10 protein-coding genes and 1 other RNA gene are annotated in these 14,910 nt (G+C 52.3%); 10 read left to right on the top strand and 1 reads right to left on the bottom strand.

The annotated features are described in order from the left end of the window. The first annotated feature begins 239 nt into the window (after window positions 1–239). From ACI77B_RS02235 to ACI77B_RS02200, 8 genes are all read left to right on the top strand, one after another. Complete coding sequence (locus ACI77B_RS02235) at window positions 240–2,066, top strand: ASKHA domain-containing protein (protein ID WP_409337180.1); 1,827 nt, start codon at window positions 240–242, stop codon at window positions 2,064–2,066. 26 nt (window positions 2,067–2,092) lie between these two features. After that, window positions 2,093–3,136, top strand: a complete 1,044-nt coding sequence (locus tag ACI77B_RS02230) for an MtaA/CmuA family methyltransferase (protein ID WP_409337179.1) — start codon at window positions 2,093–2,095, stop codon at window positions 3,134–3,136. Window positions 3,137–3,188: 52 nt separating this feature from the next. Then, window positions 3,189–4,040 (top strand): DUF1638 domain-containing protein, encoded by an 852-nt coding sequence (locus tag ACI77B_RS02225; protein WP_409337178.1) that lies wholly within the window; start codon window positions 3,189–3,191, stop codon window positions 4,038–4,040. 721 nt (window positions 4,041–4,761) lie between these two features. After that, window positions 4,762–5,874: a uroporphyrinogen decarboxylase family protein gene (locus ACI77B_RS02220; protein ID WP_409337177.1), complete on the top strand. Its 1,113-nt coding sequence runs from the start codon at window positions 4,762–4,764 to the stop codon at window positions 5,872–5,874. Window positions 5,875–5,887: 13 nt separating this feature from the next. Continuing rightward, complete coding sequence (locus ACI77B_RS02215; RefSeq protein WP_409337176.1) at window positions 5,888–6,565, top strand: corrinoid protein; 678 nt, start codon at window positions 5,888–5,890, stop codon at window positions 6,563–6,565. Between the two features lie 587 nt (window positions 6,566–7,152). Then, the gene (pcrA, locus tag ACI77B_RS02210) at window positions 7,153–9,363 is read left to right on the top strand and encodes a DNA helicase PcrA (protein WP_409337175.1); all 2,211 of its coding nucleotides are present in this window, start codon (window positions 7,153–7,155) and stop codon (window positions 9,361–9,363) included. A 138-nt stretch (window positions 9,364–9,501) separates the two neighbouring features. After that, on the top strand, window positions 9,502–11,484 hold the full coding sequence (ligA, locus tag ACI77B_RS02205) for an NAD-dependent DNA ligase LigA (RefSeq protein ID WP_409337174.1): 1,983 nt from the start codon (window positions 9,502–9,504) through the stop codon (window positions 11,482–11,484). Window positions 11,485–11,963: 479 nt separating this feature from the next. Then, complete coding sequence (locus ACI77B_RS02200; protein WP_409337173.1) at window positions 11,964–13,523, top strand: sodium/proline symporter; 1,560 nt, start codon at window positions 11,964–11,966, stop codon at window positions 13,521–13,523. A 248-nt stretch (window positions 13,524–13,771) separates the two neighbouring features. Here the strand turns inward: ACI77B_RS02200 and ACI77B_RS02195 are convergent, their stop codons facing one another. Next, complete coding sequence (locus ACI77B_RS02195; protein ID WP_409337172.1) at window positions 13,772–13,894, bottom strand: DUF6110 family protein; 123 nt, start codon at window positions 13,892–13,894, stop codon at window positions 13,772–13,774. Between the two features lie 370 nt (window positions 13,895–14,264). Here ACI77B_RS02195 and panD point away from each other — a divergent pair, with 370 nt between their 5' ends. Together panD and ffs are read left to right on the top strand one after the other, a co-directional pair. After that, on the top strand, window positions 14,265–14,657 hold the full coding sequence (panD, locus tag ACI77B_RS02190; protein ID WP_409337171.1) for an aspartate 1-decarboxylase: 393 nt from the start codon (window positions 14,265–14,267) through the stop codon (window positions 14,655–14,657). A 75-nt stretch (window positions 14,658–14,732) separates the two neighbouring features. Beyond that, window positions 14,733–14,832, top strand: an RNA gene (gene ffs / locus ACI77B_RS02185) — signal recognition particle sRNA small type. Window positions 14,833–14,910: the final 78 nt, after the last annotated feature.

Here is a 14,910-nt window from a genome sequence, read left to right as displayed (position 1 = left end):
GAAATGACGAGTCAGGTCAGTGGCAGACCCTGATCAGTAAATGTGATCAGTCACAGCTTTCCCGTTGTTTCCGCCGCCAAGGCTTCCCTTCAAAACTTGTGGAATGAAGGGAAGCCGATTCTTTTTTGTCCGAAAATTACGGGAATACCTCTATATAGAAATCTTAAATTGGAACTGTACCAGCCCACTGAATTATAGTAAATATGAATAAGTCTGAATAAAGAAGGGAGAGTTTTACTATGCCGACGATGCATATTCATATACCTTCCGCGGACCGGGAAATCGAGTGCGAAGCGGGAGAAAATCTGATGCAGGTACTGCTGGATAACCAGATCTATGTCGATAATGCGTGCAGCGGAAAGGGACTGTGCGGAAAGTGCAGGGTTCACGTGCTGCAGGATCCGGGAGACGAGCCCCTGGAGTATACCGATGAGGAGATCCGCCTTCTGCCGGAAAAGGAGCGTAAGGAGGGCGTGCATCTCTGCTGTATGATGGATGTGCAGAGGGATCTGACAATCGAACTGATGCAGAAGGAGAAGAAGACGGAAGTTCTGGCGGGCGGCTATATGCCGGAGTTTATGCATCAGCCGGACACGTCCAAGAAGGCGGTGCAGATCGATGCGCCGACCCTGGATAAGCAGACCCCTTTTGAGGAAATTCTGAAAGAGGCAGTGGCTGCGCAGTCTGTGGATCCGCTGGCCCTTCCATCCGGCGGGCGTCTGCCGGGCATGTACACGGCGGTGCTCCACAAGGGCAGAATTACCGCGGTTGAAGAGGGGGACACGGAAGATCAGCTCTACGGCGCGGCGATCGATATCGGAACGACGACGGTTGTATGCTCCCTGGTGGACCTGCACAGCGGAAAGATCCTTGCCGACGCATCGCAGGTGAACGCTCAGAAGCATTATGGTCAGGATGTGCTGAGCCGGATCACCTATGAGATGGAGAATCCGGATACGGGCGCGGAGGCCCTGCAGAGGGCCATCGCGGACTCGATCGACGGGATGCTCCAGGAGGCCTGCCGGAAAGCGGGTGTCCGGACGGACCAGATTTATGAGCTGTCAGTTGCGGCGAACTGCACGATGATGCATCTGCTGCTGGGAGTGGACGCGCGTCCTCTGGGACGGTCCCCGTACGCGCCGGTGTTCACGGCGGCAAAAGATATCCCGGCCGCGTCAATCGGCATTCACGCGGCGCGGGGAGCAAGGCTGTACGCGCTGCCGTCCGTCTCGGCCTATATCGGAGCGGACATCGTGGCCGGCGCCAGGGTCTGCGATCTCCTGCACAGAAAGGGAAATGTGCTCTTCATTGATATCGGAACGAATGGAGAAATTGTCCTGTCCCACCACGGAAAACTGCTCTGCTGCTCCTGCGCGGCGGGCCCGGCGCTTGAGGGAATGAACATCAGCTCCGGCATGCGTGCGGAAGAGGGCGCTGTGGAAGATGTAAAGATTCTGGACGATCACGTCGAGCTGAAGACCATCGGGGACACGGAGCCGGCGGGACTCTGCGGAAGCGGAATCCTGGCAGCTGTCCGTGAGCTTCTGAAGGCCGGCATTGTGAGAAAGACCGGCGCCTTCGTGAAGGACGGACATTTTGATGAGGACGATTTCCGGGCAGAGCGCCTGCATGTCGCGGAAGACGGGAAACGCTCATTTATCTTCTCTGAGGCCCCTCACGAGATCCGGGTGAACCAGAGTGACGTACGGCAGGTTCAGCTCGCAAAAGGGGCGATTTTGTCCGGATTTGAGGCCTTGCTGAATAAGGCCGGGATTGAGATGAGCGACCTGGATGAGGTTCTGATTGCCGGACAGTTCGGTGCGCATCTTCCGGCAGAGAGTCTGACCGGAACCGGAATCCTGCCGGAGGAGGTCAGCGACCGTCTGAAATACGTTGGAAACACTTCCCGGACCGGTGCCTACATGGCGCTGATGTCCGGTGAAGTCAAGCAGGAAGTAGAAGAACTGTCTCACGAAATGGATTATATGGAGCTGGGAGCAACAGAGAACTATGAGCAGCTCTTTACCAGATGCCTGATGTTCCCGTCAAAAAAACGCAATAAATAAACCGGATGGATCAGGAGGAAATACGCATGGAAAACAGTAGAGAGTTCACACCGAAAAGCCGTCTGCACGCAATTCTGGACGGGCGTCACGCCGACCGTCCGGCCTGCATCTGCCCGGGCGGTATGATGAACATGGTCACGGACGGACTGCAGAAGGAAGCCGGAGTCGGGCTTCCGGAAGCGCATACCGACCCGCGGAAAATGGCCGACCTGGCGGAAGCCGTGATCAAAGACGGGATTTTTGAGAACTGCGGCGTGCCGTTCTGCATGACGGTAGAGGCAGAGGCCATGGGCGCAGAAGTCACCCTTGGAAACAATCTCTTCGAGCCGCACGTCGTAGAATATGCCACATCAGATGTAGATGATTATGAAAAACTGAAGCCGATCGATCTGACCTCCGGCCGCCCGAAAGTCGTTCTGGACGCCATTAAGATCCTGAAAGACGAGGTGAAGGATGCTCCGATCATCGGAAATCTGACCGGCCCGGTCAGCACCGCAGCCTCTCTGGTTGATCCGGAGAAATTCTACATGCAGCTCCGCCGCAAGAATGAAAATGCCCACAAGGTCATGGATTTTGTGACGGAGCAGCTGATCCGCTTCGGCACCGCTCAGGTTGAGGCCGGCGCTGATGTCATCACCATCGCCGATCCGTCCGGCACGGGAGAGATCCTCGGCCCGAAGTACTTCAGCGAGTTCGCGGTCGACTATATTAACAAGCTGTCGGATGCACTTCATGAAGCCGGCGCACAGGTCATCGTCCACATCTGCGGACAGATGAAATACGTTTACGACCAGCTGAAAGACGTGCGGAGCGACGCCCTGAGTTTTGATGCTGTCGTCTCCCTCAGAGAAGCCAGGAAACACCTTCCGGGCCGCGTGCTGATGGGAAATGTCAGCACCTTCGCCGTCGAGCTGACCGACCCGGATAACGTCAACACCCTGACGAAAAACTGCATGGAAAACGGCGCGGACATCGTCTCCCCGGCCTGCGGCCTGGGCATGGGCTCACCGCTTCCGAACGTCAAGGCGATTCTGAAGGCCGTCAGGAACACGCCAGCCGCTGAAAAATAGAGCATTCGAAAAAACGGAGCCGACAAAAATCAATCCGCAGGAAGGAACGTTTATGCACAAAACACTGAATCCTGAAAACACAATACTGATTGCCTGCTCGATGATGGAAGATGAAATCGGCCGGGTACTGCAGGAGCAAAACCTGCAGTACCCGGTTGTCTGGATGGAGCGGGGATACCACAGCTATCCGGACAAGCTCCGCGCCGTCCTGCAGGAACAGATTGATCTGGCGGAAAAGCGGCTGCAGGCGGCAGCTGCTGTGCGCCCGGAAAATGCAGGAACCGATGAAGAGGCTGCAGCAGAAAGCGGCGGCAGAGATATAAGAAAGTCTGAAAAAAAGGACGACGGTGAAAGCGGCAGAAATGCAGAAGAAGCCGGGGGACCGGCTGCTGGAAATGCCGATAAACCGGTCATCCTGCTGGCTTACGGCCTCTGCGGAAACGGAGCCGAGCGGCTGAAAGCAGACTCTTCCATCCTTGCGATGCCGCGTTTTGACGACTGCATAAATACCCTGCTCTGCTGCGGCCCGCGCCGCTGCCGCGCTCTGGAAAAGGCCGGCGTCTACTACCTTACGCGCGGCTGGACCCAGGATACAGGTGCGCTCCTGCAGTCCCATCAGGAACTCCTGGACAAGTTCGGTGAAAAAAAGACCGCACGGATCATGAATATGATGTATGACGGTTACAAGGAAGTCGCCATCATCGATGACGGCTGCTACGACACGGCGCCGATAAAGCAGTACGCGCAGGAATGCGCCGATCTTCTGAAGGTGAAATCCGGCAGCGTGCCGGGAGGGACCTACATACTGGAAAAACTGCTGACCGGAAACTGGGATGATGACATTCTGGTGAAGCAGCCGGGCGAGGCCGTTGCTCAGGAAGATTTCTTCTGGGAGAAGTTCTGATATTGACGAGCCGGATGCTGCAGGCCCCGCCCGGCGAAATGTGGTTTGCAGGGAGAGACTATGATGCGAGTATACTGTATACCAACTGCTCAGACCCGCGGAAATGTAATCTTCGTGTGGATGGTTTACTGAAATTTGCATGTTATATGGAGGCTCTGCATAATTATACTGGTTAGCGAATTGTTTATTCTTGTATTTAAGATTGTAATTTTTGGGTTCGTTGAAATCGTGATTAATTAAAATTTTGCAGAATCGATTTGAAAAGCCCAATCTGAATTATTTGATTGCGAGTACATATAATCTGGTTTAACGTGGAAATGCGTTGTTAACTTGCACGTTACTAAATACAATGGACGCACATGCCGGCAGCCCTTCGGCTGTCGGCATGTGCGGTCTGATTTTTTGGGCGGATGCGGATGTATCTGGCACGTGTTTTTTGTCCTGAATAATTATCAGGTTCTGCGCTTTCCTGAAAAAACGGGATTTCGACGAACCGACTCCTGAAATATCACATGTTCATCACAAAACGTGGAATTACTCTCGTGTTAGTGAGAATGATTCTCAGATATAGAGCAGATGATGAATCATTACTCGGAAAGACCTCTGCGAACCATCCGTGATGCTGCCATAGAAAAAATGAATTAGAAGCGAATACAGAATCTTTATAAAATATAAGATAACGCATAAGAGAATACGCGATCAGGCAAAGGAGGCCGGAAAAATGGGAAGAAAGACAAAAGATGAAATGACGCCGAAGCAGCGTGCGGCGGCGATTGCAAATGGTGAAGAGGCTGACCGCATGCCGTGCAACCCGAATGTGGCGAACGGCGTGGCGAGGGTATACGGATGTAAGATTTCCGAGTTCAACACTTCTGCCAAGACGCTGGCGGAGGCGCAGATTGCGGGCTACCGCCGCTTTGGCTACGACAGTGTCCGTGTGTTTACCGACCTGTTCCCATGGGCCGAGGCGATGGGTGCTGAGGTGACCATGCCGGAAGATGACACGGTAGATCTGAAAACCCCGGCGATCAAGGACCCTGCGGACTATAAGAAGATTCATCCGCTGAATCCGTATAAGGACGGCCGTCTGCCGGTTCACCTGGACGCCATGAAGTACCTGATCGACGAGGTCGGCGGCGAGGTGGGAATTTCTGCAGCGATCGTCGGACCATTCACCAACGCCTGCTTCCTGCTGGGTGTCGAGAATGTCCTGCGCTTCTGCTATAAAAATCCGGACGCCGTTCACCATCTCTGCCAGGTTTCGCTGGAGTCGCTGATCGCCTATGCGGACGCGGCCATTGATATCGGGCTGGGACCGACGATTTCCGAGCCGATGTCCTCCTGCACAGTGATCAGCCCTAAGATTTTCCGCGAGTTCTCCGCGCCTTACCTGAAGCAGCTGGTGGATCATTTCAAGTCGAGAGGCCGTGGTGTGGTCATGCATATCTGCGGGCAGACCGCCGACATCTGGGAAGACATCGCCGACATGGGCGTTGCGGGCTTCAGCATCGACAACGTCGCCAGCATTGAAGAGTGTAAGAAAACGATCGGCAGCAGGACGAAGATTCTCGGAAATGTCAATCCGGGAACGACCATGTACATGGGCACGCCGGCAGAAGTCCGCATGGCGACCCTGAAGTGCATTAAGGAAGGCTATGATTCGCCGCAGGGCTTTATGCCGATGTCCGGCTGCTCCCTTCCGGTCGAGACACCGTTTGAAAACATCGACATGATGATGGACACTGTGCGCGAGCTCGGCTATCCGGTAAATCCAGAGAAACTGGACCGCATGATTGAAGAGACAAAAGCTGAACTGGCAAGGGAAAACGCATAAGGGGAACTGAAAAATGAGTAACGATAAGAAAGATAAGCTGATCAAAGCCATGGAAGAAGCCGTCCTGGAAATGGATGATGAAGAGGCCGTTTCCCTGGCAGAAGAATATGTAGAAGCCGGATTTGATGCGATGGAAGGCCTGACAGAAGGCCTTGCAAAAGGTATGAACCGGGCGGGTGAGCTGTACGAGCAGAAAGAATACTTTATTCCGGAACTGCTGCTCTGCTCCGATGCCTTTTACGGAGCCGTAGACGTCCTGCGCCCGCACATCCAGAAGAAAACCGACAGCAAGGAAAAGATGACTGCCGTTATCGGTGTTGTGGAAGGCGACACCCATGACATCGGAAAAAACATCCTGAAAATCATGCTGGAAACGGAAGGCTTTGATGTGTACGACCTCGGAAAAGACGTCCCGACGGAAAGCTTCATTTCCGCCGCGAAAGAGCACAAGGCAGATTTCATCGGCATGTCCACACTCATGACTACAACCATGATCAAGATGAGCGAGATCATCGAAGAACTGAAGGATAAGGGAATGCGCGACCAGCTGGTGGTCATGGTCGGCGGCGGCCCGATCTCCGCATCCTACGCAGAGAAAATCGGCGCCGACGGATATGAACCAGATGCCGCAAGCGCCGCCCGCCGCGCCCGCGAACTGGTGCTTGAGCGGAGAGGCGGGCACGCGGCTTAGCATCGAGAAGATTACAGTGCGGCGCAGCAGAGGCAGCGGAATACCATCATGATAGCGGAAAAAATCAGGCTGCAAGGGAAATTTCCCGCCAAAAAGGAAAAAAGCAGCCGCATTTTCCCGCGCACCGCATGGTCAAATCTGTCTGCTTTTCCGTATATGTCCATTTATATCCGAATTCCCGGATTCCGTCACCGGCACCCCCGAATTGCCGCTGGCTTCCTCTGTTCCTCCGGACTGCCAAAACAGTCTTTATTACAGTTCTTATTCTACAAAATCGCGTGTAAATCATCCAATTCATCTTTTCGATATGCTGGAAGCGTTGAAATTACAGAGATATAATTTTTTGTGCAATGAAAATCCGTGACTTGCACGGTGTTTTTTGTCTGAAATTATAGAGAATCTCTATTGCAGGGTGATTCCCTGCGCGGTGATTTTTGTCGAAAGGGAATATGTCGGGGCGGCCCCAATCGGGCGGGCTTTATGTTAGAATAGGGACAGGAATTTCTTATGGCGGTGAGGCTCAGGCCAAAGCCGCCTATTATGTATGCTTAAATTACGGCGGCATGGCCGCGGAGATGAGGGAATATATGGCGAAGTTAAATCCGAAACAGCAGGAAGCGGTAAATCAGATGGAGGGACCTCTGCTGATTCTGGCCGGAGCGGGATCGGGAAAGACGAGTACGATGACGCACAGAATTGCGCACATGGTGGACAGCGGGATTCCGCCCTATAACATTCTGGCGGTGACTTTTACGAACAAGGCGGCGAATGAGATGCGGGAGCGTGTGGAGCAGCTGATCGGGAATACCGGCGGCATGTGGATTATGACCTTCCACGCGATGTGCCTGCGGATTCTGCATAAGTACTGTGACCGGATCGGCTACGGATCGCAGTTTTCCATTTATGACACGACGGATCAGAAGACGGTGGTCAAGAACATCATGAAGGAGCGGGGAATCAGCGATAAGGAGTATAAGCCGCAGTATTTACTGTCTGCAATCAGCAATTGCAAGGAGAAGGCGCAGTCGCCGGAGGATTTCCAGCAGGCGTCGATCGAGAGCGTCAGAAACCGCGTGATTCACATCGTTTACGAGGAGTATGAGAAGCGCCTGAGAGAGAACAACGCGATGGATTTTGATGATCTTCTGCTGAACTGCTGGCGGCTCTTAAGCAGCGAACCGGACGTTCTGGAGGAGTACCAGGACCGCTTCCAGTACATTATGGTGGATGAGTATCAGGACACGAACCACATTCAGTATGAGCTGGTGACGATGCTGGCAAAGAAGAGCCGGAATATCTGCGTGGTCGGGGACGATGACCAGTGCATTTACCAGTGGAGAGGCGCGGATATCCGGAACATCCTGGATTTTGAGAAGGATTTCCCGGAGGCGAAGGTGATCAAACTGGAGCAGAATTACCGTTCGGTCGGAAATATTCTGGCGGCGGCGCATTCGGTGATTCAGAACAACACCGAGAGAAAGGCGAAGAAGCTGTGGACGGACCGGGAGCCGGGAGAGAAGATCCACTATTACCGCCTGGATAATGATAAGGAAGAGGCGTCTTATGTGGCGCGGCAGATCGCGGCCCTGCAGAGGAAAGGGCGGGACTGGAATGATTTTGCCATCCTGTACCGCACCAACGCCCAGTCGCGTCTGTTTGAAGAGGCCATGAGCCGGGAGGGGATCCCTTACCGGGTGCTTTCCGGAATGCGCTATTATGACCGCAAGGAAATCAAGGATGCCATGGCCTATATGCGTCTGGTGGTGAATCCTGAAGATGATCTGTCGCTGCAGCGCATCATCAATGAGCCGAAGCGCGGCGTGGGCGCAAAAACCTGGGAGAAAATCCGGACCTTTGCCGGGGTGCGCGGGCAGAGCGTGCTGGCAGCGCTGGCAGATGAGGACGGAGAGGTTCTCGGAACGCTGCCGGGACGCGCCTATGACAAGGTAAAAGCAATGGTAGAGTGCATCAGCCTCTGCAGACAGGAGAAGGAAAATCTGAACGTCACGGATATCTTCGATCAGCTCATGACCAAAACCGGCTATATGGCGGCTCTTGAGACGGAGCAGACCACAGAAGCAGAGAGCCGGCTGGATAACCTGATGGAATTCAAGTCGGTTATCGCCGATTATGAGGAAAGCGCGGAAGAACCGACGATCGATGAATTTATGGAACAGCTGGCACTGACGGCAGAAGTGGATAATTACCATGAAGAGGACGCGTCCGTGACCATGATGACCATGCACAGCGCCAAGGGCTTGGAGTTTCCGGTTGTATTCATGCCTGGCATGGAAGACGGCCTGTTTCCGGGAAGCCGCGCCTTTGACGATGAAGAGAAGATGGAAGAGGAGCGCAGGCTCTGCTACGTTGGCATGACCAGGGCCAAGGAACTCCTGTATCTGACGAGCGCGGAAGTCCGGACGCGTTACGGCCGCACCGATTACACCAGAGAGTCCCAGTTTATGAGGGAACTGGATCCGAAGCTGCTGGAAGGCGATGCCGTCTTCAAGAGAAGACATGGCGACTCCAGCCTCGGCGTTTCCACAGGAAGCCGGGACGGATATTCGAAGCAGCCGGCGGTCAAACCGTACGATGCACTGAAATATGCCCGCATGGAAACCAGGCAGCACGCGCAGACCGCGTCTTCTGTAGAACTTAAGGCAGGGGACAAAGTGAAACACAGCAAGTTCGGAGAGGGACTGGTGATCGACGCCAGCGATAAGATTGTCACCGTAGCGTTCGATTCGGCGGGCATCAAGAAATTGGCGAGAGGCATCGCGCCGCTGAAAAAACTGTAGCGGGAAAACTCTTGAACAGAAGCGGTTCCCGCAGCTGCGCGCGGGAACTCCGGAACTATTTTTGGAATGAATGGTGTAAAATAGAAGATACAGAAATCGTACAGAAGACTTGCTGAATACCAGAAAAGAGGAACGAGCATGGCAGAAAATAAGAAAGAAAGAATCAAGGAACTGGTGGACGCGCTGAACCGCGCCGCCCGTGCCTATTACATGGATGCGGAAGAGATCATGCCGAATATCGAGTACGACCGGATGTATGATGAGCTGCTGGAACTGGAGAAAGAGACGGGAATCGTCCTGTCCAACAGCCCGTCGCAGAATGTCGGCTATGAGATCGTCTCTGATCTGCCGAAGGAGCGCCATCCGAGCCGGATGCTCAGTCTGGACAAGACTAAGAGCAGAGAGGAGCTCCGGGACTGGCTGGGGGACCAGGAAGGTCTGCTTTCCTGGAAATTGGACGGCCTGACCATCGTGCTGACTTATGATGACGGAAAACTGGTCAAGGCCCTGACCAGAGGCAACGGAGATGTGGGTGAAGTGGTCACGAACAACGCGAAAGTCTTCGCGAATGTTCCGGTTTCGATTGCCTTTAAGGGACACCTGGTCCTGCGCGGCGAAGCCGTGATTAAATACAGCGATTTTGAGCGGATTAACGAGACCATCGGTGATGCTGACGCGAAGTATAAGAACCCGAGAAACCTGTGCAGCGGCTCCGTCCGTCAGCTTGATCCGCGGGTTACGAAGGCCAGAAACGTCAATTTCATTGCCTTCACGCTGGTAGAGGCGGAAGGCGTGGATTTCCATGATCTGCGGGAGAACCAGCTGAACTGGCTGTCTGAGCAGGGATTTGACGTGGTTCCTTTCAAGCACGTAAAGCGGGACAATATTATGGACACCATCGAGTGGTTCGCGCAGGAGATCGTGCATAACGATTTCCCGTCCGACGGACTGGTACTGACCTATAACGACATGGTTTACGGCCGGTCCCTGGGACAAACCGCAAAATTCCCAAGGGATTCCCTGGCCTTCAAGTGGGCGGACCAGAAGGAGGAGACAACCCTGAGAAAAATCGAGTGGAGTGCTTCCCGTACAGGTCTGATCAACCCGGTTGCCGTATTCGATCCGGTGCAGCTGGAAGGAACGACAGTGAAGAGGGCTTCTGTTCACAACATCAGCATTATGCGTGAGCTGAAGCTGGGAATCGGCGACACCATCACCGTCTATAAGGCGAATATGATCATTCCGCAGATTGCCGAGAATCTCACAGAAAGCAATAATATCGAGATTCCGGAAAGCTGCCCGGTCTGCGGCGGAAAGACAGAAATCCATGATGATAACGGTGTGCAGACACTATACTGCACCAACCCGGACTGTCTCGCCAAGCAGATCAAGAGTTTTTCCCTGTTTGTGTCCAGAGATGCGATGAACATCGACGGACTCAGCGATGCGACCATTGAAAAACTGATCGCAAAGGGCCTGATTAAGGAATTTGCGGACCTGTTCAAGTTCGATTCCTATAAAGATGCTGTCGTAGAGATGGAAGGTTTCGGGGAGAAATCCTATCAGAATCTGGCAGAATCGGTCGAGAAGGCGAGACATTCCAATCCGACCCGTCTGCTCTACGCGCTGGGAATCCCGGGCATCGGGCTGGCCAATGCCAAGCTGATTGCAAAGGCCTGCGGAAATCAGTGGGATAAGATGCAGAATCTCAGTGAAGATGAACTGACGGCGATTGACGGAATCGGCAGCGTGATGGCAGACTCCTATACGCAGTATTTCGCAGATCCGAAGCATCAGAAGATCGTTGCGGATATTCTGGACCAGGTGGAGCTGGATGAGAGCGTGGAAGACAATCCGTCCTTCCTTGACGGGATGACCTTTGTCATCACCGGTTCCCTGAATCATTACGCCAACCGGGAGGAGCTGAAGCAGGAAATCGAGCGCTTCGGCGGAAAGGCAGCGGGCTCCGTCAGCAAGAACACCACCGCGCTGATTAATAATAATGTTGAGTCCTCCAGCGCCAAAAATAAAAAGGCAAGGGAACTCAGTATCCCGATTATCAGCGAGGATACCATGCGGGAATGGCTGGAGACGGGAACGATGCCGGAACAGCTGAAATAGGGAATAAAAGTTAGTCAAAAAAGGACGATCGATCACGGACAAGAAGGCAGGGAACTGCCTGCTTGTCCGTTTTTTGCCTTGTCTTAAATTTTGTTCAAAAATATTTTATCGCTTGTTTTGCTGCAGGAGCTGCCGGCAGAGGAATCTGGTGTGGATATTGAAATTTCAGTCATTTATATATATTAAGCAGTGAAGATATTTATGCAGAATGCATTCTAGAATACGTTTCAGCCCGCGATGTGGCAACATAAGATTGACAATATGTTGTCTTGATTATGTTGACAATAACGTGGGCGCTATGTAATAATTAGTATATAAGTTTTATTGGCGGCGAGGCATTGATGAAAAAATATGTTTATGATTTTGAAACTGCCTGCGGAAATCGCCGCATCCATCTATGAAGGGTAAAATATTTTCGGTAATTGTCTAAAAGGGAGGAAAATGTAAGGCTTTATTTCTGCAGCCGTCATATATCTGTTATGAGTAGTCTGGCATTAGTTGTTGCTACGATTGTTGCCTATATGATCGTAATGATCGGAATAGGTGTACATGTATCCAAGAAAAACAAATCAACAGATGTTTACTATTTAGGAGGACGCCAGCTTGGACCGCTGGTTACAGCGATGAGTGCAGAGGCGTCGGACATGAGCAGCTGGCTTCTGATGGGTCTGCCTGGCGTTGCGCTGTTCGGACTGATCGGAGGACAGGGAACTTTCGCAGAGGCTTTCTGGACGGCAGCCGGACTGGCCGTAGGTACTTACCTGAACTGGCTGATCGTTGCAAAACCGCTCAGAATATACTCTGAGCATATCGATGCAAATACCCTTCCGGATTTCTTTTCCAACCGGTTTAAAGAGGAGAAAGGTGTTCTGCTGGCAATCAGTGCGGTCATCATCGTAATCTTCTTTATTCCGTATGTTGCATCCGGATTTGCATCTGTAGGAAAGCTGTTCAACACACTGTTTGGTGTAAATTATCATACCGTAATGATTATCGGTGCGCTGGTTATCGCAACCTATACTGTACTCGGAGGCTTCCTCGCTTCCTCATTTACAGACTTTGTACAGTCCATTATCATGACCATTGCGCTGATCGTTGTAGTCTGGTTCTGCATCAGCACAGCGAACGGCTGGGATAACGCAATCGGAGCGGCAACCGATGCAGTTCCGGGATACTTCAAGCTGAATGCTCCGGACGGATCCTATTCTCCGCTGACGATTGCTTCTAACTTCGCATGGGGCCTGGGCTATTGCGGAATGCCGCACATCCTGCTCCGTTTCATGGCGATCAAGGACGATAAGAAGATCAAGGTTTCCCGCCGCATCGCAAGTACATGGGTTGTCATCTCCATGGGATGCGCGGTTCTGATCGGTGTTCTGGGCTATTCCGTAGCAAAGCACTTCGACCTGCTGTCCAAGGCAAGCTTCGACGCAGAGAGAATCGTCATTTACATTGCGGATCAGATCAGCAAGATCAATCCGGTATTCGCAATCGTCGGAGGTCTGATTCTTTCCGGAATCCTGGCTGCGACAATGTCCACGGCAAGCGGACAGATGCTGGCGGCATCCTCCAGTGTATCGGAGAACCTGATTCACCATTTCTTTATTAAAGACATGCCGCATAAGAAGGGTATTGCAATTGCAAGACTTACCGTAATCTGCATTACCATTCTGGGCTGCCTCTTCGCATGGAACCCGAACAGTTCCGTATTCCGTATCGTATCCTTTGCATGGGGCGGATTCGGCGCATCCTTCGGACCACTGATGCTCTGCTGCCTGTTCTGGAGAAAGACGAACGTGAAGGGCGCAATCGCCGGTGTACTTTCCGGAGGAGCAATGATCTTCATCTGGAAGTTCGGTATTGCAAAGCTCGGCGGAATCTTCGCGATTTACGAGCTGCTGCCGGCATTCATTGTCAGCCTGATTGTCATCATCGTTGTCAGCCTTGCTACAGGCGGAGCTGATGAAGAGGTTGCCACAGTATTTGATGAAGTTCAGAAGATCAGAAAGAGCGGTGTTGATGTTTCTGAACTGGACTAGTCAGATACAGAAACCGGTAATTGAATGAATGAAGAAAGTGCTGTAAGGCAGCCTTTCATAGATGAAAAGAGGGCCATCCCGCCGGGGTGGTCCTTTTTTAGCTTGTTTTCTATCTGTCTGTGCGGTGTCTGCTTTTATCATTGGCAGAACGCAGCCGGGCAGATTCTTTCTGTTTTTATTATTCCTGCAGTGCTTCTGTCGGGATCAGCGGACGCATGCTGCGGATGACGATCAGCAGTGTGGATGTGTTATGCCTTCTTGGCATCCTCGCTGCTCAGAACTTTCAGTCCCGCTGTGCCGAAGAGCAGTCCGCCTGCGAACAGTCCGATTTTTCCCCAAACTTCTTTATGATTTCTTTCCTTGTCATACAAGTCACAGTTTACGTTTGTTAGATATATCTAACTTTATAATATGGTAAAGAGGAAGGAAATGTCAATGGAATTCCGTCTTTACCAGAGGAAAATATTGTGGTAGAGTAAGTGGCGATGGACGGTATTCAAGCTCGAAACTGTACCAGTTATGTTCACAACTGAATATACGGGCTTTTAACTTTTACGTTCATCCGCTGTTTATGCGGGATGCGTTCTGGATGCGGCAGGCTTTGCGCGGAATTCAATGCGGAGGCCGGGCGCGGCGGGCGTTTTCTTTCTGCAGGACAGGCGGATTTTTTCTGTGCGCGGACCGTGGCCCTGAAGAGGCAGGCCGTGAGCAGGCGCTTTGAACTGAAAGGAAGGTAACACGATGACAATTCCAATGTTATTAGGCAAGATTCACAGAGCAACCGTAACACAGGCTGACCTGAACTATGTGGGCAGCATTACGGTGGACAAAAATTTCCTGGACAAGGCCGGAATCAGAGAGTATCAGAAAGTGGAAATCGCAGATGTCGACAACGGCGAGCGTTTTTCTACCTATACAATCGCCGGCGAGCCGGGAAGCGGCATTATCTGCCTGAACGGTGCAGCGGCAAGATGCGCATCCACAGGCGATAAGGTCATCATTATGGCCTACTGTGAAATGACGCCGGAGGAAGCCGATCAGTACGCGCCGAAGGTTGTCTTCCTGGGAGAGGGAAACAAGATCGAACGCGTCACCGATTATGAACGCCACGGAAGACTGGAAGACATGAAATAATCTGTCTTGACAGCGCTGATATAAAATCATATAATTAAAAGGACAATTTGTCCTTTAACAGCTCCGTCTGTCTGGGTCTGGGTCCTGCGCAATAGGATGCCGTGAACCTTGTCAGGTCCGGAAGGAAGCAGCAATAAGCGGATTTTTCTATGTGCCGCAGATAAGCCTTTTCCTAATTTCATGCGGAGCTGTTAAAGGGCATTTGTTGTATTTGCAGAAAAAAATCAGCCCGCGGACGGCAAGGCCATGCAGC

Source organism: Eubacterium sp. F2, from assembly GCF_046244355.1.
Taxonomy (GTDB): domain Bacteria; phylum Bacillota; class Clostridia; order Peptostreptococcales; family Anaerovoracaceae; genus Aminicella.
This window is presented reverse-complemented; position numbering and strand designations above follow the sequence as displayed.